The sequence below is a fragment of the Catenulispora sp. EB89 genome (assembly GCF_041261445.1).
Classification (GTDB): Bacteria; Actinomycetota; Actinomycetes; order Streptomycetales; family Catenulisporaceae; genus Catenulispora.
This window is the reverse complement of record NZ_JBGCCU010000008.1, coordinates 404,401-426,700: the sequence shown is the minus strand read 5'-3', so window position 1 is coordinate 426,700 and position 22,300 is coordinate 404,401. Positions and strand designations below refer to the sequence as shown.

13 protein-coding genes are annotated in these 22,300 nt (G+C 69.5%); 4 read left to right on the top strand and 9 right to left on the bottom strand.

Annotated features, from left to right (window positions below):
• Positions 1 to 2: 2 nt before the first annotated feature.
• Positions 3 to 1,115 (bottom strand): P1 family peptidase, encoded by a 1,113-nt coding sequence (locus tag ABH920_RS20360; RefSeq protein WP_370350622.1) that lies wholly within the window; start codon positions 1,113 to 1,115, stop codon positions 3 to 5.
• A complete protein-coding gene (locus ABH920_RS20355; RefSeq protein WP_370350621.1) occupies positions 1,115 to 1,732 on the bottom strand; it encodes a TetR/AcrR family transcriptional regulator in 618 nt (205 codons plus the stop codon). The genes ABH920_RS20360 and ABH920_RS20355 overlap by 1 nt, the downstream gene beginning before the upstream one ends.
• A 172-nt stretch (positions 1,733 to 1,904) precedes the next feature.
• On the opposite strand from ABH920_RS20355, the gene ABH920_RS20350 reads away from it, so the two are divergent.
• On the top strand, positions 1,905 to 3,329 hold the full coding sequence (locus ABH920_RS20350) for an APC family permease (protein ID WP_370350620.1): 1,425 nt from the start codon (positions 1,905 to 1,907) through the stop codon (positions 3,327 to 3,329).
• 1,051 nt (positions 3,330 to 4,380) lie between these two features.
• Here the strand turns inward: ABH920_RS20350 and ABH920_RS20345 are convergent.
• The 3 genes from ABH920_RS20345 to ABH920_RS20335 all read right to left on the bottom strand — a co-directional run bounded on the left by ABH920_RS20345 (position 4,381) and on the right by ABH920_RS20335 (position 8,609).
• A complete protein-coding gene (locus tag ABH920_RS20345; protein ID WP_370350619.1) occupies positions 4,381 to 5,715 on the bottom strand; it encodes an NYN domain-containing protein in 1,335 nt (444 codons plus the stop codon).
• 239 nt (positions 5,716 to 5,954) lie between these two features.
• Complete coding sequence (locus ABH920_RS20340; RefSeq protein ID WP_370350618.1) at positions 5,955 to 7,763, bottom strand: ricin-type beta-trefoil lectin domain protein; 1,809 nt, start codon at positions 7,761 to 7,763, stop codon at positions 5,955 to 5,957.
• A gap of 267 nt (positions 7,764 to 8,030) precedes the next feature.
• On the bottom strand, positions 8,031 to 8,609 hold the full coding sequence (locus ABH920_RS20335) for a DUF6817 domain-containing protein (RefSeq protein WP_370350617.1): 579 nt from the start codon (positions 8,607 to 8,609) through the stop codon (positions 8,031 to 8,033).
• A gap of 648 nt (positions 8,610 to 9,257) precedes the next feature.
• Between ABH920_RS20335 and ABH920_RS20330 the strand changes: the two genes are divergently transcribed.
• Positions 9,258 to 10,340 (top strand): sugar ABC transporter substrate-binding protein, encoded by a 1,083-nt coding sequence (locus ABH920_RS20330; protein WP_370350616.1) that lies wholly within the window; start codon positions 9,258 to 9,260, stop codon positions 10,338 to 10,340.
• Between the two features lie 131 nt (positions 10,341 to 10,471).
• Here the strand turns inward: ABH920_RS20330 and ABH920_RS20325 are convergent, their stop codons facing one another.
• The gene (locus ABH920_RS20325; protein ID WP_370350615.1) at positions 10,472 to 15,055 is read right to left on the bottom strand and encodes a glycoside hydrolase family 3 C-terminal domain-containing protein; all 4,584 of its coding nucleotides are present in this window, start codon (positions 15,053 to 15,055) and stop codon (positions 10,472 to 10,474) included.
• A 141-nt stretch (positions 15,056 to 15,196) separates the two neighbouring features.
• Here ABH920_RS20325 and ABH920_RS20320 point away from each other — a divergent pair, with 141 nt between their 5' ends.
• Positions 15,197 to 16,426, top strand: a complete 1,230-nt coding sequence (locus ABH920_RS20320; protein WP_370350614.1) for an ROK family transcriptional regulator — start codon at positions 15,197 to 15,199, stop codon at positions 16,424 to 16,426.
• Between the two features lie 226 nt (positions 16,427 to 16,652).
• Positions 16,653 to 17,375, top strand: a complete 723-nt coding sequence (locus ABH920_RS20315; protein ID WP_370350613.1) for a family 16 glycoside hydrolase — start codon at positions 16,653 to 16,655, stop codon at positions 17,373 to 17,375.
• A 75-nt stretch (positions 17,376 to 17,450) separates the two neighbouring features.
• Here the strand turns inward: ABH920_RS20315 and ABH920_RS20310 are convergent, their stop codons facing one another.
• The 3 genes from ABH920_RS20310 to ABH920_RS20300 all read right to left on the bottom strand — a co-directional run bounded on the left by ABH920_RS20310 (position 17,451) and on the right by ABH920_RS20300 (position 22,274).
• Entirely contained in the window at positions 17,451 to 18,461 is a 1,011-nt protein-coding gene (locus ABH920_RS20310) for a LacI family DNA-binding transcriptional regulator (protein WP_370350612.1), read from the bottom strand.
• Positions 18,462 to 18,666: 205 nt separating this feature from the next.
• On the bottom strand, positions 18,667 to 18,987 hold the full coding sequence (locus ABH920_RS20305; RefSeq protein ID WP_370350611.1) for an L-rhamnose mutarotase: 321 nt from the start codon (positions 18,985 to 18,987) through the stop codon (positions 18,667 to 18,669).
• A gap of 47 nt (positions 18,988 to 19,034) precedes the next feature.
• The gene (locus ABH920_RS20300) at positions 19,035 to 22,274 is read right to left on the bottom strand and encodes a discoidin domain-containing protein (RefSeq protein ID WP_370350610.1); all 3,240 of its coding nucleotides are present in this window, start codon (positions 22,272 to 22,274) and stop codon (positions 19,035 to 19,037) included.
• Positions 22,275 to 22,300: the final 26 nt, after the last annotated feature.

The following is a 22,300-nucleotide window of genomic DNA, read 5'->3' as shown; positions in this document are numbered from 1 at the left end:
CCTCAACCGGAATGTGAGAACGCGCCGGTCAGGCGCAGCACCTCGGCCACCGGCAGCCCCGGCGACCGGTGCCCGCCGCGTCCGATCATGGTCTGCGACGCGAACAGCACGTTGAGCACGGCCTCCTCCACCGCCTCGACGACCGCCTCGTAGAACGCGTCCATCCGGTTCCAGGGGATGAACCGCAGCGCGCCGTAACCCGGCTCGCCGTCGGGGAATCCCATGCCGCGGCCGAACGCGTCCTCGTTCGCGGTGGAGAACGCGAGGAACAGGTCGCCGGAGAAGTGCGAGCCGGTCGTCCCGGTGCGGGCCAGCCCGAGCGGGACGCGCCGGGCCAGCGCGGTGCACTGCTGCGGGAGCAGCGGGGCGTCGGTGGCGATGACGACGATGACCGAACCGGAGCCCGGCGGCTGGCGGCGCCCGGCGTCCTCCATCGGGTTGTCCTCGGACAGCGCGGGTCCGACGTGCGTACCGCAGATCGTCAGTTCCCTGCGAGACCCGAAGTTGGCCTGGAGGAACGCGCCGACCGTGTACGTCTCGGCGCCGTAGCCGACGCGGCGCGAGGCGGTGCCGTTGCCGCCCTTGAAGCCGTAGCAGTTCATGCCGGTGCCGCCGCCGACGGAGCCCTCGGCGACCGGGCCGGGGCGGGCCGCGTCGATCGCGGCGACGGCGTGGTGCGGCTGGACCGTGGGGGCGTTGATGGCGTTCAGGTAGCCGTCCCACGTCTCGGCGACGACCGGCAGCAGCCATTCGTCAGCGACGTGCGGCTTCTCGCGGACCGTCCAGTCGATCACGCCGCGGTGCGCCGCGCCGATGGCGTGCGTGTTGGTGATCAGGACCGGCAGGCGCAGGGTGCCGGTCTCACTGAGCCAGGCCGTGCCGGTCATCTCGCCGTTGCCGTTGAGCGAGTACCAGCCGGCGGCGCAGGGCTGCTCGACGGTCTCCGGCGGGCGCGGCAGGATCGCGGTGACACCGGTGCGGACCGCGTCACCCTCGATGAGCGTGGTCTCGCCGATGTGGACGCCCGCGACGTCGGTGATCGCGTTGTGCGGCCCCGGGGTGCCGGGCAGGGGCAGGCCGAGGGCTCGGGCCCGAAGGCGTTCGGCACCGGTCATCAGAGTCCTTCCACGGCGGTCAGGTCGCAGCCCGTGGCGTCGGCGGCGTAGGCCAGCAGGATCGTCTCGGCGGCGCGGACGTCCAGCGGCGGCACGGCCTGGGTCAGGTGCAGCCCGAGGCCGTCCTCGAGCAGGACCAGGCTGCGGGCGATGGTGTTCGGGTCGCGGGACAGGGTGAACACCCCGACCGCCGCTCCGGCCTCCAGGATCGCGGCGTACACCGCGACCTGCCGCTCGTAGAGCCGGACGTGCTGCGCCGAATATGCGGGATCGCGACGGGCGAACGTACCCAGCTCCAGCAGCAACCGGACCAGCTCATCGTCGCTCCCGGCCGGCAGGCCCGAGCGGATCATGCCGACCAGACGCCGCCGGGGGTCCGGTTCGACGCGGGCGGCCGTCTCCCGGTCGACGCAGAACCTTTCGACGGCCTCGCGTTGCACCTCGCGCAGGACGTCGGTCAGCGTCGGGAAGTAGTACTGGACCGCGCCGGGGGTCATCTCGGCCTGGTCGGCGACGTCGCGCATGCGCAGCCCGGCGACGCCGCGCTCCAGGACCGCCTGGCGCGCCGCCTCGACGAGCTCGGCGCGCTTCTCGTGGGCTCTACTCGGTCTCCCCATGGTTCTGAATTCTCTTGATATTTTCCAGAGAACGCAAGTCGTGATCGCCGGTCACCGAACCATGCACCCCCTGGAACAGGGGTTACTCACTCGTTATCACCGAGAGTCTTGACGTCAGCCCGCACCGAGTTCTTTGATGCTCCTTCAAAGAACTCCGATGGAAGGACGCCTCATGACTGCTTCAGGCACGTCCCCGTCCCGTTCCACCGAAACCGCCGAGGACGGCCACCCTCCCCGGCTGCACCGCGGGCTGAAGATGCTCGGAACCCTGTTCATCACGCTGTCGGCCACCACCCCGGCCTCGTCCGTGTTCATCATCAGCCCCGGCGTCGTCGGCCAGGCCGGGACCGGCGCGTTCTGGGCGTTCGCGGTGGCCGGCGTCGTCGGTGTCTTCATGGCCCTGGTGTACGCCGAGCTGTCCTCGGCGTTCCCGCTGTCCGGCGGCGAGTACGCGATCACCGCCCGCGCGCTCGGCCGGCTGCCGGGCTTCGTGGTGCTGGGGCTGATCCTGGTCACGCAGCTGCTGATCGTCGCGGTCATCGCGCTCGGCGTGGGGACGTACCTGGAGGTGCTGTTCCCGCATCTGGACGTCGCGGTCACCGCCGCCGTCACGACACTGCTGGCCACGGCCCTGGCGGTCTTCGACGTCAAGCTGAACGCCTGGGTCACCGGCATCTTCCTGGCCATCGAGATGATCGCCCTGATCGTCGTCAGCGCCCTGGGCTTCTTCCACCCCAAGCGCTCCCTCGCCGACCTGATAGCGCACCCGGTGGCCGCCGCAGCCGGCGGCTCGACGGTGACCGCAGTCGGCGTTGGCACCATCGGCGCGGCCACCGCCGTCGCCATCTTCGCCTACAACGGCTACGGCTCAGCGGTCTACTTCGGCGAGGAGACGAAGGACGCCCCCCGCAGCATCGCCAGAACCATCCTGTGGGCCCTGGCCATCGCGGTCCTGGCCGAGCTGATCCCGACCACCGCAGTCCTGATCGGCGCCCCGAACCTGCCCAGCCTGTTCGGCGCGGACAACATGATGAAGTACTTCATCACCGCGACCTCGAACTCAACAGTCAACGACGCGATCAGCCTGGCCATCGCCATCGCGATCTTCAACGCGGTCCTGGCGATCATCCTGGTGACCGCCCGCATGGTCTTCTCCACCGGCCGCGACGCAGCCTGGCCATCCCCGGTGAGCAAAGCACTGGCAGCGATCCACCCGAAGTTCGGCAGCCCCTGGATCGCCACCATCGCCACCGGCGTGGTCAGCGCCGGCTTCTGCTTCGCCGACGACACCTTCCTCCTGGTGGTGACCTCGACAACGATCATCGCCGTCTACGCCGCCCTGGCCCTGTCCTCCATCGCCGGCCGCCGCAACGGCACCACCACCCACGCCGCCTACCGCATGCCCGCCTGGCCGGTGGCACCGGTGCTGGCACTGGGCGCGATCGGATACGTGGTCTACGAGAACTTCCAGGACCCGAAGGTCGGCCGCCCGAGCCTGTGGACAACGCTGGGCATCGCGGCGGTGTCGGCGGTGTACTACCTGGCGGTGGTGCGGCGGCGGGGCGGTTGGGAGCTGAAGGGGGCTGAGGACGAGTAGGGGGTGCGGGCGGCGCTGGCGGGGGCTCGGTGTGCTGCGCGAGTGCGGTCGGCCTGGAGCTTCAAAGGCGATTTACGGATTCGCCTAAGGTTTGGTGACCTCGCAGGGGGACGCAGTTCGGCTGAGCGGCGCGGGTTGCGCTGGCGGCCGGCGGTCGGGAGCGGTGAGCGGGGCCGGTGTGACCAGGTTGCTGGTTCCGGTGAGAACCGGTGCCGTGGTGGTTGCGGGTGGCGACGGGGCTGCGCGACCGGCCATGTGGCTAGGGGGTCCGAAGGACCATGTGGGGTGTTGGTTCTGGGTCCCTCGCCGCGTCGACGGGCGAAGCCAACCTGTCCGGGCCGGTGGTGTCCAGCCGAACGAGGCCTGACCACAGCAGCAGCGATCCGGCTGGACACCGCCAGACCGGACTGGTTCCGTTTACGGCGACGACGCGGCGAGGGACCCAGAACCTCGGCGACCACAAGCAGCGACTGCCACCGGCCAGCGCGGCGCAGGCAACAGCGTGAAGTAGAGCCGAACAGTCGCGGGCCGCCGCCAAACAGCAGCACGCGCGGGTCGCCCCCTCGCTGTAGAGTGCCCGCCGGAGGCCTCGAGGCGCCCACCAAACGCGGCCGCCAGCCGCCAGACCAAACGCGTGCGCAGTGACTAGGACCCGTGCGTGGTCGTGGACGCGAAAACCGCCGGCCGTCAACGCTTCCTGGTGGTGCGAGTCGGGCCGGGCGGCATTTTGTTAGGGCATTGTCGCCCCTTATAAATAGATATAGCACGCGCCACCGACAGCCACCCGCCGCCAACGCGTCACTGGCACCGACTCCAACCGCCTCGCGGTCGTGCACACCTGCACCGCCGGCCGCCAACGCACCGCAGCGCGAGTCGGACCATCGCGCGGTCGTGCCCACGAAAACCGGCGGCCGCCAGCGCAACCAGCCGGGCTCAACCGAACTGCGTCCCCCCGCGAGGTCACCAAACCTTAGGCGAAGCCGTAAAAATCGCCTGTAAACCACGCCCCAACCGCACCCGCCAGCGCATCGTCACCCACCAAGCACCCCCGCTACTCCTCAACCAACCACCGGTCGAGCAGCGCCAAGTTCTCGTCAGTCCCCGGAATCCCCATCTGCACGCATCGTGCCAGCGCGCTGTCGCGGCTCGCGTTCGCCAGGTCCGCTGCCGACGAGCCCTGCGGGCCGCCGCGCCAGTAGCCCGACAGCTCATAGCCTCGCAGGACGAACTTCACCTGGCTCACCGTGACCGGGATGCCCGCCTCGTAGCAGCGCTGTGCCACGGCGCCGGCCACGGACTCCACTACGTACGGTTGGCCTGCTGCGAGCAGGTCTCTGACCTCTGCGTGGATCTGCTCGAACAGGCCGCGGTAGGTCGCCGGGGCGAGTTTGGGCATGCCGGTGGTGGAGTGCACTGCCGTGATGAATGCGGCCAGGTCCGGGTCCAGGCCTTCGGTGGCGTCCGGCGTCGGGACTGGCCGGCTGTGGCGCGCCGGGTCCAGGACGTATCCCGGTGTCGCGAAGTCCACCACCAGCGGCTGGTCGTCCAGGGTCAACGTCAGCGAGCCCAGGACGTCGCCGAACGCTCCGTAGCCGAACCACTGGCCGCCGACGGTTTGGCCGCGGCCGAACTTCTTCATGAGTTGGCTGGCGATGCTGGCGTGCGAGACCGCCTTCGGTGACTTGCGGACCAGGTCCTCGATGAACTCCTCGATACCCTCCGGCAGCCCGCTGGACTGCGAGAGCTGCGACAGCCCGCCGTCCGCGGCGACGCCCACGCTGCTCGCCGAACGCTGCAAGCCCAACAGCTGCCGAGTGAACTCCTCGTCGGAGACGACCAGATCGCAAGCTGCGCGGTAGGCATGCGCGACCGGGCTGCTCGACACACTCACCGTCCGCCGATCATGGCTGCGCAAACGCAGCATCACCGCCGTGAAGTCCGCATCCGCGCTCATGACGATCACCTCGTCATAGCGAACCGGATGCGCAAGAATGTCCAGAATATCCATCACCATGTGGATGTCCGCGCTGCTCTTACCGTGCTGCGTCAGCGAAGGGCAGTCCACGACCCGGAACCCGGCGCGCGTGAAGAACGCACGGAAGCCCTTGGTGTCCTGCACCGGGTTCAAGTAGCAGTTACGAGTGAGCAGCAAGCGCCGCGCCGTCCCCTGCGATTCGGGCTCAAGACCCTCCGCCGGACCCTCGCCGCTAGGGACCTGAACCACCTCTGGAACGCGACTCAACCAACCCAGCCAAGCCTCCGGCGACCGACTGAACACCTCCGCCGCACGCGGACTGGAGTCCCGCAATCCGATAAACACGTTGTCGAAGTCGACGAACAACGCCGAACGCAAAACCTTGCCGTTCGCTTCCCCACCTGTCAGCACGCTTCCCCCTCAGCCGAAATCCCCATCAGGATTCTGACGGACCGAGGACCCCGCCGGGAACAGGAGAAGTGGGTGCGCTACCCCCTATTCGGGAAAGCGCACCCACCACAATGGGGCTTGGCCAGACCGCAGCCAGACCTCAGGCAGACCTCAGCCAGGACCCGGACAGAGCTCAGCCAGAGCCCAACCAAGGCCGACGCCTTACGGCTTACGGCCTACGGCCTACCACCAACGGCCGACTACTTCGTGTTCAACGCCGTGTCGTCAAGCACGAAGCTGGTCGTACCGCCGTTCTTGTCGGTCTCCGTACCGGTGAACCGCACCGTGACGCTCTGACCCGCATAAGCCGAAACATCACTGCTGTGCTGCACGTACCCACTCGCCTTGTCCAAGTTGCTGAAGCTCGCAAGCGTCGTGAGCACGGTGCCCGACGAGTTCAGCAGCTGAACGGTGAACGTGTCCGGCTTGGCGCTGGACGTGCTCTCCGTCGTGTCGACATGCAGCCAGTACGACAGCGTCGCCGTGCACCCGGACGGAATCGTCACCTTCTGCGAAACCGTGTCGGTGTCACTGCTGCCGTTCCCGTTCAGCCACGCCTCCCACGACCCCGAGTGCGGCGGCTCCCCGCTCGTGCTGTTGGTGATCGGGTTGAAGCCGAGCGAGGACGTGCCGGTCCAGCCGCTCCCGGTGCCGCTCTCGAAACCGGGGTTGACCAACAGCTGCGCCGCGGTGCAACCGCCGCCCGAGGACGACGTCACCGTCACCGTGTAAGTGGCGGTGTGAGTACCGGACGAAGCCGTGCCGGTGATGGTGATCGGGTAGGTCCCGGCAGCCGTCGTGGAACTCGTCGCCACGCTCAGCGTCGAGCTGCCGCCGGAGGTGACCGACGCCGGGCTGAAGCTGACCGTGGACCCCACCGGCCCGCCGCTGGCGCTCAGCGCGACGGACTCGGCGCTGCCGGACGTGACCGCGGTGGACACGGTCGCGGTCGCGGTGCCGCCGGCGGCGACGGAGGCCGAGGACGGGGACGCCGAGAGCGAGAAGTCGCTCGACGACCCGCTCTGCCCCGGGATGAACGTCCACGTCTTCGTCGTGCTGGAGCTGCTACCGGCCTTGACCTTGCCCGACGAGTCGTTGATGTACTTCTTGCCGGACTGGATGTCGGTGAACGTCAGGTCGGTGTTGTACGACCACTGCTGGCTCGGCCCCGCCGTGCACTTCTGCATCGAGATCTGCGACGTCGAGTAGTCCGCGCAGAGGTGGTTGATCTGCAGGAACGTGCCGTCGAACGTGAACTGCTGGCCCGCCGAGCTGTCGCACGCCGCGGTCACCAGCAGCACCCCGGACGAGGAGCTGTCGTTCGGGTCGGTCATGCACTTGCCGGTCGAGACGTTCTTGTACTGCCCGACGGTGATCGTCGGCTTCGCGCCGCCGTAGCACGCGCCGGTGCTGGTGTTGAAGATCGGCTCGGAGGTCACCGTCTCGTTCGACGGCGGGTTGACGATCACCGGCTCCATGGACGGCGTGCCGTCGGAGTTGTAGTTGGTCAGCGCGTCCTCGCATTCGATGGCATTGAACGCGTTGCCGCCCTGCCCGCCCAGCCACAGGTCGAGGTGCCGCAGGTTGGGACCGCCGTTGGGCCCGTGGCCGGTCCAGTCCGCGCTGCACTCCTCGCAGCTGTCCTCCATGATGAAGTACTTGCCGACGCGCGGGACGTAGACGATCGTCCCGGGCGGCTGCTCGCTGGAGTCCGTGGCGAAGGTGATCGGATCGGAGTAGGTGCCGGTCCCGCCGGCGGTCTGGTGGATCTGCGGATAGGAGATGACGCCGCCCGGAGGCGTGTTGTCCCACCAACCGTAGAAGGTGAGGAACGTCTGCTCGGTGGTGCCCGATGCCGCCGCCCGGACTGCCTGGACCGTCTGGGCCGCCGGTGCGGCCGGGGTTTTGCCGGTCGCCTGCGCCGGGGCCGCGATCAGGCCGAGGGCCGCACCGATGCCCAGACAGAGGGCTGCGAGCGCCGTGAGCAGGCGCCGTGGGGGTGTCTTCATTGCTGGTTCCCCTTTCGTCGGAAGGGCTGTGGGGACGCGGCCGCGATGGGGCGAGAAGGCGGCCGCAGGTGGAACGTGGCGGTGGCGCTGGGCAGCTTGACCAGCGGGGATGCCGACGCACCGTTTTCGTTAGTAACCTTTCCTAACCAGAAAGGAGAGTAAGCAGCATCCTGCGGAGCGTCAAGACGCAGACGTCACCACTTCATGGCGCGCCTTCATGGCGCGCCTTCGTGGCACGCCTTCATGGCGCGGCTCCATCGCGCGGCTTTATCGCGCGGCGCCGCCTCCGAGTTCACCCCGGACCGCGTCCCACGCGGCGGCGGAAAGCATGGTGCTGACGGGCTCCAGGAGCCGATACATCGCCGGACCGTAGCGAGCGGCCAGATCGGCGTTGTGCTGGAACACGTCGAGCTCGTTCGCTGCGGTGATCTCCAGAAACGCGCGGAGATCCTCGGCGGCCGGCTGGAGGTCGGCTTGTGCGAAGCGGTCCCGGAACACCGGACGCTCGCCGGCGCGCAGGCGCGGGTAGGTCGCCGCGCGGTCGCAGCTGGCATAGAGATGGACCAGGGCCTCGGGGCGTTCACCGATCAGGTCGACCAGGACGCGACGGTCGCTCAGATTAAGCAGAGATGGCATAAAGCCGTCGGTGCCATACGTCGCGTGACACAGGCCTGCCGTCTGCACCTCAGTCGGCGCGCCCCAGTCCGCGAGGCGGCGGCTGACGCGCTCCAGATGGTTGAGGAGCGTGCCGCCGGGGTGCGGCATGTCCGCGGCGCCGTGTGCACGCAGGAACTCGTCGATGGCCGGGCGGTTGTCGGATGCGGGTTCGCTCAGAATCTCGCTCACGTCACGCGTTCTACTCGCCGGTACAACCGAGCGCAACCAAACGTGACCGAGATTGTTAAAGCACACACCAAATTCGGGGCGGCTCGCGGGTGTAAGTCTCGTACCACGCGACTACAGCCTGACAACATCATCAAGCAGTTCACTCTCTCCGACGCTCCGTGAGTCCGCGGACAACGCGGTGGCCTGCTTGCGCACTGTCACCCATTCGACAACCCTCCCCGACCAGCGTCAGACCCCGTCGGATCCCGCCAGAATCTCGCCGCGCAAAGCGACATCACAGGTACTCAGCGTACGAATCCGACCCGCGCGCCGGCCCCCACGCCGCGCAGTCGTCCGAGCACAAACCGCACTGAACCGACCCGCCCCAGGTCATCCAACCGCCGAATGCCACGTTTCCGAATCGTTACGGCCCGGTGGCGAGATTTGGACCGCACACCCCTGGCGCTCACCGGGCCGTGCCCCATACTTTTTCAATCCTCCAAAAGAGCAATTCGTTGGCCGCCCTGACAAAGACGCGTGAGGGCTGTCCCGCGTCAAGCCTGTCCGCACCGCCACCTGCCGCCAGGATGCCGCGCGAGAACCGCGGATCCGCCACAGAACAAGCAGACGATGGTGTGCGCCTTCGGCACCCTTTAAGGAAAAGCAACGATGAGAAGCCTGATCATCCGGACCATGACGGCCGGCACCGTCGCGGCACTCGCTCTGGGGGCTTGCAGCAGTAACTCCGGCGGATCGGCGAAGGGGCGCTCGCCCTTCGTCGGCGTGATCCTTCCGGACACCACGTCCTCCGCGCGCTGGGAGACCGAGGACCGGCCGGCCCTCACGGCCGCGTTCAAGGCCAAGGGCGTGCGCTACGACATCCAGAACGCGCAGGGCGACAAGAGCCAGTTCCAGGCGATCGCCGACCGGATGCTCAAAGAGGGCGTCAACGTGCTGGTCATCGTCGACCTGGACGCCACCTCCGGCTCGGCGGTGCTGGCGCAGGCCCGGGCCCAGGGCGTGGCCACCGTCGACTACGACCGCCTCACGCTCGGCGGCGGCGCCGACTACTACGTCAGCTTCGACAACGTCGACGTCGGCGAGCAGCAGGGCCAGGGCCTCACGCAGTGCCTGGCGGGCGTGGTCAAGCCGGTCGTGGCCGAGGTGAACGGCGCCCCGACGGACAACAACGCGACGCTGTTCGCGCAGGGCTACAACTCCATCCTCGCCCCGCGCTACGCCGACGGCAGCTACATCAAGGGCCCGAACCAGTCCATCGCCGGCTGGGACAACACCCTCGCGGGCAAGACCTTCTCGCAGATGCTCACCGCGAACCCGAACATCAGCGGCGTCCTGGTCGCCAACGACGGCATGGCCCAGTCGGTCATCGCGGTCCTGAAGGCGCACCACCTCAACGGCAAGGTCCCAGTCACCGGCCAGGACGCGACCGTCGCCGGGCTGCAGTCGGTGCTGGACGGCGACCAGTGCATGACGGTCTTCAAGGACCCCGCGAAGGAGGCCGCGGCCGGCGCCGAACTGGCCATCGACCTGGCCACCGGCGCTCCGGCGAACACCGCCACCGCGATGGTCCCCGACACCGTCACCGGCAAGCTCGTCAAGTCCGTGATGCTGACGCCGGAGGCCATCGTCAAGGCGAACATCAGCGACGTCATCGACTCCGGCGCGGCGACCAAGGCCCAGGTGTGCACGCCGCAGTTCGCGGCGGAGTGCACGGCGGCCGGGGTCAACTGACGAACCCACCGCAGGCACAGGGTCCTGGTGCACGACCGCGCACCAGGACCCCTCAGGCTCCTTCAGAACCCGCTAGCCGCTTCCCGGCCAGGTCAGCCGATCGGTCAGCTCGGCCAGCCCGGCCAGCCCGGTCAACCGATCGCCGCCGCGAACACGTGCAGCGGCGAGGACGTCCCGCCCGGCAGCGTCACCGACTGCACGGTCTTGCCGGCCTGAAGCGCCACGCTGTCGTAGAAGATGGAAGCCTTCCACGGCGACTTGCCGCTGGAGGTGTTGCCGTACGCGGAGGTCACCGCGACCTGGGAGCCGGGGAACGGCGAGGTCGAGGCCCAGTCCCCGAACCCGAGCGTGAACTGCTGCGTGCTCCCGTCGGTGTAGGTGATCGTCGCGGTGCCCGAGGACTGCCCGTTGGCCGCGGCGCCCAGGAAGCCCAGCGTCGCGCCGCTGCCGGAGAGGCTGAACGAGCGGCCGTCGGCCTCGACGTTGTCCGAGGTCCCCGCCGCCGCGCTCGGCCAGGTGAAGGCGAGCCCGCCGAACGTGAACTGGCCTCCCGGGTTCAGCCCGGCAGCAGCCAGCGCCTGCGCGGAGAAGCTGTTGCCGCCGCCGTCGATGTTGCCGGGGCCGTGGTTCGCGTCATCGGTGATCGACACGTTGTTGAACCCGGCGGTCAGCGACGGATAGGCCACGGTGGTCTGCGTGCCCGAGATCCCGGCCTGCGCGCCGCCGACGGTCTCCGTCACCCCGATCACGTGCGGCCCCGGCTGCTGCGCCGCCGGCACCGTCACCGACCACGTCGTCGAGACCGTGGCCCCGGCCGCGACCGTGGCGAAGGTGTCCGGCGTGCTGTTGGCGGCGGTCCAGCCAGCCGGCAGCGTCAGGCCGAGCGCCACGTTGCTCAGCACCGCCGAGGACGGGTTCGCCAGCGTCGTGGTCACCGTGCCCGACGCGCCGGGCTCCAGCGCCGGCGGCGCCGTGATCGCCAGGTGGTCGGACTTGATGGACATGGCGAACACGTGCATCGCCGGGATCCCGCCGTGCGGCTGCGCACTGCCGGCCGGCAGCGTGATCGACTGCACGGTCTTGGTCGGGTCGAGCGTCACCGGGAAGTAGTCGATCGTCGCCGCCCACCCGGTCTGGTTCCCCGGCTGGTTGCCGTACGGGGCGCGGATCGCGACGTCGCCGCCGGTCGGCGGGGTGCCGTTGGCCCAGTCGCCGAAGGCGACCGTGTAGGGCTGCGTGCTGCCGTCGGTGTAGGTGATCGTGCCGCTGCCGCTGCTGGGTCCCCAGGTGCTGGTCCCCAACAGGCCCAGCGTCGAGCCCGAGCCGGTGATGTCGATGGTCTGCCCGGCGGCGACCACGTTGTCACTTTGTCCGACCTGCCGGTCCGGCCAGGTGAACGTGAGGCCGTCGTGCACCAGCGGCGCGCCGGGCGTCACGCCGACCGAGGCCAGCGCCTGCGCCGAGTAGCTCGCGCCGGCGCCGTCCAGATCGGCACCGCCCCGGTTGCTGTCGTTGGTGATCGCGTCGTTGTTGAACGCGGCCGGCAGCGACGTGTACGGCACCGCCAGCTGCTGGAAGCCGACGCTGTCGTGCTTGCCGCGGACCGTGGCGTCGGCGTTCAGCGTGTACGTGCCGCCGGCGCCGCTCGGCACCGTCACCGACCAGGTGGTGGTCACCTTCTGGCCGGCCGCGACGTGTGCGAAGGTCGACGGGCTGGTCGCCGTCGCGGTCCAGCCGGCGGGCAGGTCGAGGCTCATCGCGACGTCGCTCACCGCGCCGGACGCGCCGGACGCACCCGACCCGCCGGACGCGGCCGAGGCGGTGTTGGTGAACGTCGTGCTCACCGTCGAGGCCTGACCGGGCTGCGCGAGCGCCGGGGTGGTGACGGACACCGCGTGGCCGACGACGATCGGCGTCGAACCGCTGACGCCGTTGACCGTGACGGTGATGTCCGCGGCTCCGGTACCGACCGCCGTGACGAGTCCCTTGGCGTCGACAGTAGCCACGCGCGGGTCGCTGCTGTGGTAGCTCACGTGCGCCTTGGACAGGTCGGCGAAGCTGCCGTCGGCAGCGGCGGCCTCGACGATGTTGTCGGCGGTAACGCTCATGTTCCGGTCCTGCGGAACGGAGCCCACACCGGTGGTGTCGTCGGCGATCCACGGGTTCTTGCCGGTGAGGTCGAGCGTCTGGCCGACCTGGAAGTCGACCTGGTCCGGCTGCACGGACACGGTGCGGACGCGCTGCGCCAGCGCCCCGGTCACCGCGACGTCCACGCCGCCGCGCAGGTCGGTGGCGTCGGCTCCGACCTGGAAGGCGTAGCTGCCGTCGTAGACCACGGAGTTCATGGTGGCCGGGTTCCAGATGCCCAGGTCGGAGATCTGCGCGGTGATGGTGAGCCGCTGGCTCTCCCCCGGCTTGAGGACCTTGCTCTTCTGGAAGCCGACCAGCTGTTCCTTCGGGAAGGTCTGGCCGGCGACGGTGAACTTCGGCGCGGCGTAGAGCTGCGCGACGGTGCTGCCGGCGGTGGTGCCGGTGTTCTTCACCGTGACCGTGACGCTCTGGGTGCCGTTGGCGTCCGCGCTGTGCTTCTCGGCATGGACGCCGGAGAAGGAGAACGTCGAGTAGCTCAGGCCGTAGCCGAACGGGTAGGTCGGGGTGCCGGTGAAGTACATGTAGGTACGGCCCAGGCCGCCGGTCTCGGCCGGGGTGAGGCCGTAGTTCGACATCGCCGGAAGCTGCGAGTCGTCGGCGTACCAGGTGAAGTCGAGGTGCCCGTCCGGGTTCTGCGTGCCGAAGAGCACGTCGGCCAGCGCGGTGCCCTGGCTCTCGCCGTTGAAGCCGCTGAACACGACCGAGGCGAAGTCCTTCTGGACGTCGTCGATCTGGACCGGGCCGCCGGACTGGATCGCCAGCACCATGCGGGAGTTGCCGACTGCCGCGACCTGGTTGATCAGCGAGTCGTAGTTGCCGGGCATGGCGATGGTCGTGCGGTCCTTGCCCTCGTCGGCGATCTTCTGGTTGGTGCCGACGAAGACGACGACCGCGTCGGCGCTCGCGACGTCGCTGAGCGTCTGCGCCGAGCACGTCGCCGCGGTGGTGGCGTCGGTGGAGGTGCCGCAGGCATCGAACGTCACGGTCGCGCCGGGATTGGCCTTCTGGACCGCGGCGGTGATGCCCTGCACGGCGCTGACCTGGAGCGTGGGGTCACTGGAGTAGTTGCCGAGGGTCACCGCGTTCGCCATGTCGCCGACGATCACGATCTTGTTGGTGGTGGCCGCGGACAGCGGGAGCAGCGGCTTGGTGGCGCCGGCCGCCGGCTGGTTCTTCAGCAGCACCAGCGAGTTGTCGGCGATCTTGGTGGCCAGCGCCTGGTGCGCCGGGCTCTGGATCTGCGCCTTGGTGATGGACGTGTAAGGGTTCGAACCCGCCGGGTCGAACTCGCCGGTCTCCATGCGCACGGTGAAGATCTTGACCAGCGCGTTGTCGATGACACCCTCGCTGAGCACCCCGGCGTTGATCGCGGCCGTCATGTCGGCGTACGTGTTCTCACCGCCGGCGCAGTTCAGATCGGTGCCGGCGCGCAGCGCGTACGCCTGGCCGCCGGCCTGGGCCGGGACGGTCGTGCCGGTAGCGGTGTTCGTCCAGGTGCCGGTCGAGCTCTTGCCGTCGGTGCTCCAGCCGGGCGGGGCCCAGTTGTGGCCGCTCGGGAAGGTCTGGTAGGTGGTGCCGATGGCGCCGCAGTCGGAGGTGATGTAGCCGTTGAAGCCGTACTGGCGCTGTGCGAGCTGGTTCGCGGTGTAGGTGTCGGCGACGCTCGGGGTGCCGTTGATGGCGTTGTAGGACGTCATCAGGCCTGAGACATGCGCGTTCTCGATCAGGGACGCGAACTGCTTGGTGTAGTAGTCGTGCAGGTCGGTGTCGCTGACGTTGGAGGAGACGCCGGTGCGGTCCTGCTCGACGTTGTTCAGCGCGTAGTGCTTCGCCGTCGCCGCGACCTTGAGGTATCCGGTCTCGGACTTGCCGCTCGGGGTGTTGCCCTCGTAGCCGTTGACGAAGGCGCCGGCCATCTGCGAGACGAGGTACGGGTCCTCGCCGAAAGCCTCGTCGGTGCGGCCCCAGCGGGGGTCGCGGTCCATGTTCACGGTCGGGGCCCAGAACGTCAGGCTGCCGTAGTCGCTCGCCGAGGGGCCGAGATTGTTCTGGTTCACGCCGAACAGGGACTTGTCCAGGAAGCCGCGGGCCTCGTCGGAGATCGCGGTGGTCTCCTGGTAGATCAGGCTCGGGTCCCAGGACATGGTGCTGGCGAAGTTGGTCGGGAAGCTGGTCGAGCGGACGGCGCTGCCGTTGCCGTTGTTGTTCTGGTTGGCTCCCAGGGTGTTGACGCCGTGCTGGCCCTCGCTCCAGTACGTGTACTGCTGAACGCCCAGGCGCGGGATCGCCGGGCCGCTGTTGGTGCTCAGCTGGGCGACCTTCTCCGGCAGCGTCATGCGGGAGACCAGGTCTGCGGCGCGCGCCTCGGCGCTGTAATGCGTGTCGAGGTAGATCGGCAGCTGGGTTCTGCTGTTTGCGGCGTCCCCTGCCGCCGGGGCGTTCGCGGCTCCGGCGGACGAGGCCGGCGCCGCGGTCACCGCGATGCCCAGCCCGACCGCGAGGGCGACGGTGGCCTGGGCCGTCCTGCGCAGTCCGGGCCGTTTGGTGCGTCTGTGCTGTTCCATTGCGCCTCCGTAGTGGATGCCTGCTGGAGCACTAGCCGCCCCTCACATTCAGCCGACTATGCGCGAAAGTCAAGAACTCTGAAACAACTTCCGCGCCAGTTTTGACTAGGACGAGATTTACTCCGTTGCTATGGTTCTGGCGTGCACCCCACTGCCATCGATGCGGAGACCGCGGCCGAGACCCCGATCAACCTGCACAATCTGGGGCGGGTCCGGGTGCTGCAGGCGCTCGCCGACCACCCCCGGCTGTCCCGGGCCGAGCTGGTGCGGCGGACCGGGCTGGCCCGGGCCACCGTGGCCTCAGTGGTCTTCGACCTGATCGCGGCGGGGGTGGTGCGCGAGACCGCGGAGGCGGCGCCGTCGGGTCAGCGCACCGGCCGGCCGCCGCAGCTGGTCTCGCTGGAACCGGACGCCGCCTACGCGGTCGGGCTGGACGTCGGACACGATCACGTGCGCGCCATTGTGACCGATGTCGTCGGAACATCGCGCTGGGACCGCTCGGAGGCGATCGCCGTCGACGACGATCCGGAGCGCGCCCTGGACACCGCGGTGCGGCTGATCGCCGCGGCGATCGACGACACCGGCGTGCCGCCGCAGAAGATCCTCGGGCTGGGCCTGGGCATCGCCTGCCCCGTCGACAAGGTCACCGGCGGACTCCAGGCCGAGGGCATCATGCCGGGCTGGGTCGGCACCCGCCCCGCGGACGTACTCGCGGCGCGCACCGGCCTGCCGACGCAGATCATCAACGACGCCAACGCCGGCGTCCTGGCCGAACGCCGCTTCGGCGCGGCCCGCGACTGCGCGAACGTGGTCTACGTCCGCCTGGCCGCCGGCATCGGCGCGGGCATGATGAGCGACGGCCGCATGCTCCTGGGCCACCTCGGCCTGGCCGGCGAACTCGGCCACGTGACGGTGGAGCCGGACGGCGCGCTGTGCCGCTGCGGCAGCCGCGGCTGCCTGGAGACCGTCGCGAGCCCGGCGGCGATCGCCGCGCTGCTGGCGCGCAGCTGGGGCCAGCCGGTCACCGGCGCCGACCTGCCGGACCTCCTGCGCCGAGGCGACCGCGGCACCCTGCGCGCCCTGGAGGACGCCGGCGAGGCGGTGGGGCGCGCGCTGTCGGCGGCGGTCTCCCTGCTGAACCCGCAGCTCGTGGTGATCGGCGGCGACCTGGTCGGGGCCGGCGACGCCCTGCTCGACCCGATCCGCCGCACGCTGCGCCGCGGAACGATGGGCTCGCTGCACCAGCGGCTGCGGATCGTGCCGAGCACGCTCGGGGACAGCGCGGGGGTGTTGGGGGCGGCGGCGCTGGTTTTGGAGGGGGTGCCGGAGCGGTTGGGGCTTGATCTGCCGGCTCGGTCGGAGATTCGGTAGCCGCCCGAGTCCGGTTTCCGGCGGCCCTGATCACACGTGGCCGCCGCGGCGCCGGTGTTTCATCATGTTTCACGGCCTCGGGTGAAACGCAGCGAGTTCGACCCCTGCCTGTCCACGGCCGGCCTGAAACACCGGCTGTAACATCCGCAGCGTCATTGACCGGATACGCGGCGTGCGGCGAGCATCCGGTGCATCAGCACTTTGACGCCCCGGAAAGGGACCAGACATGCGCAGATCGCTTCGCACCGTCGCCGCCGCCTTCACCGCTGTGACCGCCGCCGTCGCCGCGCCCGCCGCCGCGGCCGCGCAGAACACCCGCGCAGCGGTTCCCAACCCCTACGGGGATCCACATCTGGTCTCCATGTTCGACGGCAAGACCCTGACCGGGTGGACGCAGGCGGCGGCCGGCGAGTGGTCCGTGGTGGGCGGCGCGATCCACGGCAACGGCACCGCCCGCGGCTGGATCTACTACAACGTGCAGCAGGCCGGCACCTTCCGCTGGATCTTCAACGTCCGCCAGGTCAGCGGCAACCACGCGCCGACCGTCCTGATCTGGGGGACGACGGCCCCGCTGCGCGACGCGCTCAGCGCGATCCAGTTCCAGCCGCCGAACGGCGGCCACTGGGACTACCGTCCGGGGCACAACAACGGCGGCGGCAGCGAGTTCAAGCAGCTGCCCCACACGAAGATCCCGACCTCCGCCTGGGCCCAGTGCGAGCTCATCGCCAACCAGTCCACCGGGATCGCCCGGATGGCCTGCTGCCCGCTGGCGCCGGGCGCGGCCACCTGCAAGGCCACGGAGGTGCTGGACTTCAAGGATCCGACGGCCGGCCGCGTCGGCCCGCTGGCGATCCAGGTCCACAACGCCGGGATCCATGACGAGTACCGGAGCCTGTATCTGGAATCACCGGTGGTGCAGAGCCCCGACGCGTTCATCACGACGAAGTGAGCGAGCCGCGTCACCACGGGGACCACGGGGACCACGGGGACCACGGGGGCTGATACGCCCTCCGGCCGAACAGGCTCACAGCCCCGGCGGTGGCGCCGTCGACGTGCCGACCATCAGCCGCACGGGCAGCACGCACCATCGCGGCGCGGCTGCGGAGGTTCCGGTGGCGGCCCGCAGCAACGCCATCGCCGTCCGGCCCGCGCGGCCGAGCGGCGGGACGACCGTCGTCAGGCGGGGCGTGCCGGCGGCGGCCAGCGGGACGCCGTCGAAACCGGCGACGCTGATCCGCCCCGGGACGTCGATCCGCAGTTCCCGCAGGCGCACCAGGGCGCCCAGAGCCATGAGGTCGTTGAACGCGATGACCGCGGTGACGTTCTCGCGCAGCGCGCGGTCGGCGACCTGAGCACCGGAGGTGAAGTACGGCGGATACCGGCCGAGGTCGACGATACGCAGCCCCGCCGCCTGACTGGACACCGCCAGGCCGCGTCGGCGCTCGGCGTCGGCGAACGACGCGCGCGGGCCGCCGGCGTAGCCGATCCGCCGGTGGCCCAGGGACGCCAGATGCGCCACCATGCGGCGCATGCCGTCCAGGTAGTCGACGACGACACCCGGCAGCCCCGGGATCAGACGGTTGAACAGCACGGTACGGCCGGGGACGCACAGGGCTCGCAGACGGTCGTCGGGCAGCCGGGACGACAGCAGGACCAGGGAGTCCACCTGGCCGGCGATCATCCGGATCAGGTCGGCCTCGGCGGCCGGATCCTCCGCGGCGTCCAGGGACAGCACGTGCTGTCCGGCCGGGACCGAGGCCGAGCGCATCCCGTAGAGCACCGCCGGATAGAACGGGTTCGCCAGGTCGGGGAGCACCGCGCCGACGAAACCGATGCGACCGGCGGCCGACGCCGCCGCGCCCGCCGCCGCACCGGCGGAACGGGGACGGCGCGAGGGGTAGCCCAGGCGGAGCGCCGTGTCCACGACCCGGCTGCGGGTCCGTTCCGCGACCAGGTGCGGGCTGTTCAGGGCCCGCGAGACGGTCGCGATCGACACCTCGGCCTGCCGCGCCACCTCTCGGATAGTCGCTGCCATCCCCAGGGCCTTTCGCTCGTGGACGTGTGGTGCCGTCCGTTCGTGAGCGCACGATTCGTCTGACCATCATGCCCTGCGGCAGCGCGAATCAACCCCTCTGTCACGCGATGCTCAGGCCCGCCCCTGGTGACAGGACCACGATGAGCTCTATCTCCCCGGGCCGCCGATGTAACACACTGAAACATCGGATGGCTGCCCGGTCTGATCAGTCGAGATGGAACACCTCAGTCAGCGGCACCATCCCCGCATCCGCCGCCCCGCCGTCCAGCCCCTCGAAATACCGCGCCATCTCCGCCTGCCAGCGCGCGTTCACGTCGGTCGCGGCCATGCCGGCGAGCGCCGCGGCGAAGTCGTCGGTCTCCAGGTAGCCGACCAGCAGGCCGTCCGGCTGGAGGAACAGGGAGTAGTTCCGCCAGCCGGACGCGCTCAGTGCCGCCAGCATCTCGGGCCACACCGCCTCGTGCCGTGCTCGGTACTCGGCGGCGAGTTCGGCCTTCACCTTCAACAGGAAACAGACGCGCTGCATGCGTCGCAGCCTACGACGCGCCTGACTCCGCGCCCACGATCTCGTGCCTACGTCACCGACAACCCCGCCAGCTGCATCGCGTAGGTCCCCGGCTGGATCGCGCTCAGGCGGTTCGCCGTGACCCGCACATACCGCGCCTGCGTGCTCGCGAACCCGAACGTCTGCCCGCCGCCGGCGCTGGGCTGCGGATACCAGCGCCTGGTCACGACGGTGGTCCAGTTCGTGCCGTCCGGGGAGACCTGAATCGTGAACGCCGACGGGAAGCCCATCCCGGTGTCCGGCTCGTCGTCGCGCGGCCAGAGCGTGACATGGCTGATCAGCGACGTCCCGCCGAGGTCCACCTGAGCCCACTGCGTGGTGTTCGGCGAGTTCGAGTCGGCGCTGGTCCAGCCCGAGGACGCACCCTGATCGGTGTGGTGGGTACCGTTCGTCAGGTTGGCGGTCAGCCACCCGACGGCGGTGTCCTCCACCGAGCTCGACGTGCTCGCCGGCCGCCCGAGCGCCAGGTCGCCGCCCAGCGCCTCGATCTCAGCGAGCTGCATCACGTAGTTCCCCTGCGCGTCGGTGCCCAGGTTCGTCCCGGTGACCTTCACGTACCGCGCCGTCGTCGTGGCGAAGGGGAAGGTCTGGTCCTGATCCCCGGGTTTCGGATAGCCGGTCTGGGTGCTCACGGTGGTCCAGTTCGTGCCGTCCGTGGACACCTGAACCGTGAAGTCCACCGGGAACCCGACGCCGACGTTCCCCGCATCGTCACGCGGATAGAGGTCCACGCGGTCCAGCGGACGCGCCGAGCCGAGGTCCAGCTGCACCCACTCGGTGTGGTTGGCCGTGTTCCCGCTCTGGCTGCTCCAGCCCAGGGCGCTCGCCGTCGAGGAGCGCTGGCCGTCGACCGCCGCCCGGATCCCCCAGCCGCCGGTCTCGGCGGAGCTGGACGCGGTGATCGCCGAGGACTCGGCCGGGTCCACGGACGTCGGCATCACCCGGGCGTTCCAGAAGTTCACGCTCGCCCCGCCGGTGACCAGACCGACGTCACCCATGCTGAACGCGGTGTCGGTGACCGTCAGCACCGGTGCCTGGCCGGTCCCGGAGTAGATCGTCAGGGTGTTGCCTCGCGCGACCACCCGCAGATGCGTCCGCTGCCCGGAGACGTAGCCCGGGACGTTCGCCGAGGCCAGCGTGGTCCCGCTGCGGTAGACGAACAGCTGGCCGTTGTCCCGTTGCGCGATCAGGTACCCGGAGTCCATATCGGTCCCGTTCACCGAGTGCACCATCAGGCCGGCCCAGTTGGAGTGGTCACCCCCTTCCACGCTGCTGATCTGCAGGTCCACGCTGGCCGAAACGTCGCCGTAGCCGCGGCCCCGGACGTAGGAGACGTAGCCCCAGTTCGCGGAGCTGGACTGCGTGTACTCCGCGCCGCTGGTGGACCAGGACCCGCTGGTGTGCGTCCAGAAGTGGTCGCCGCCGCTGAAGTCGTCGGTGAACGGCAGCGCGAGGTCGCCGGTCGCCGCGTCGAGTTCGTCGAGCAGCTGCTTGTGCCGGGCCTCGACGTCCCAGCCGGAGGTGTCGTACGAGGTCGCGTTCGTGATCAGCGTCTCGGTCAGGGTGCGGGCCGCGTCCGGCTTCACCGCAGAGAGCTGGTGCAGCAGCTCGTAGTCCTGGATCCCCGAGGTCTGCGCCTCGCTGCGCACGCTGTCGTAGACCGTGTAGTCGGCCTTGTCCGGATAGACGATCCAGTGGTCCCCGGTCTGCGCGTCGTTGAACGTGTCGGCGGCCGGGTAGGGGGCCGAGAAGTCGTCGTGCCAGTAGTTCCAGCCCCAGTGCAGGTAGCCGACGCCGCCGATCTGCCACACCAGCCACGGGATGAGCCGGGTCTCGTCGAGGTAGTTGCTCGTGAACCGGTTCATGTACATGCCCTGCGGCGAGATGCAGGTGTAGAGCCACAGGTTCTTTCCGTTGATCCGGAAGTTCTGGTAGAGCGCGACGTCGGAGGCGTAGACCGGGGTCTGCGGGGTCTCGGTCGTCAGGTAGCCGGCGTCACCGGTGAAGGTGTTGGCCTGCGCCTCGTTGGTGAGCGGGTTCGGGAAGTACTTGTCGTAGATGGCGTAGAACCAGTTCGCCGCCGTGGCCTGCTGGCTGGCGTAGGGCTCGTCCAGGCCGCTCATGTAGAAGTGGTTCGTCCAGCCCATGGCGTCCAGGTGCGCCTTCAGGGCGGGGAAGAACGCGTTGAGCCACTTGGTGGTGTCCGGGCAGCCGTTCGCCGGGCCGGCGTTCACCGGGCAGAGCACGTGCTCGACCGCGCCGCTGACGCCGTTCGCCGGGACCAGGGTGTCCACCTGCTCGTCGGCGCCGCCGAGGGTCGGGCTCGGTTCGAGCAGCGTGGGCGTGTAAATGTACTGCATCGCCCCGCTGCTCACGAACAGGTTCACGAAGCGGTCGAAGGTGCTCCAGCCGAAGGTGAAGTCGCCCGAGGCGTCGACCGTCGTGTCCGGGATCGCCAGCGCCTCGGCGTCGGCGTAGATCACGTTGTTGCGGTGCTTGGCCATGTCCTTGGCGATGTTGCCCTCGACGGTCCACCAGTCGGGGTCGTACATCTGCACCCCGTACTCGTTGGGGACGTCGGCCTCGGTGCCCGTGTAGTCCCAGCCCGCGGAGCCGAACCAGTTGTTCATCTGGAACGTGGACTGGTCGGTCGGCGGGATCGTGGAGCCGTAGACCGTCACGGTGACCGGCACCATCGCGGGGCCGCGGTTGCTCATCACGACCGCGCCGCCCAGGTACACGCCGGGCGTCTGGCCGGCCGGGACGTAGACCTCGTAGTAGCTGGCGAAGGTGGTGTTCGCGGCGACCGACTGGGGACTGTCGTCCATCAGGGCGTCGTAGTAGGCCGTTCCGCCGTCGGGCGGGGTCTGGACGTGGCCGACCTTCTGGATGTTGGGGATGTTGTACTCGTACCGCGCGGTGATCCCGGAGGCGGGGATGGTCGCTCCGCCGGGACCGATCAGCGGCGACGCGATGACCGTGACGCCGCTCAGCGCCGACGACGACCGCACCAGGATCTGCTCGGCCTCGTAGTCGTTGCGCGCGGCGTACAGGTTGATGCTCGTCGGCGTGCCGGCGGGCGGGGTCGAGGAGGTGAAGGGGCGGTCGGTCGCGTCCAGGGTCCACACGGTGGGGCTGTGGGAGGAGGCGGCGGCCGCGGCGTGCGGCGAGCTCAGGGCGGTCAGCGACCAGGCTGACAGCGTCAGGCTCAACAGGAGGCGCAAGGACGTGCCCTGACGTATGCGCATAGGGACTCCGAGCAGGAGACGGTGTG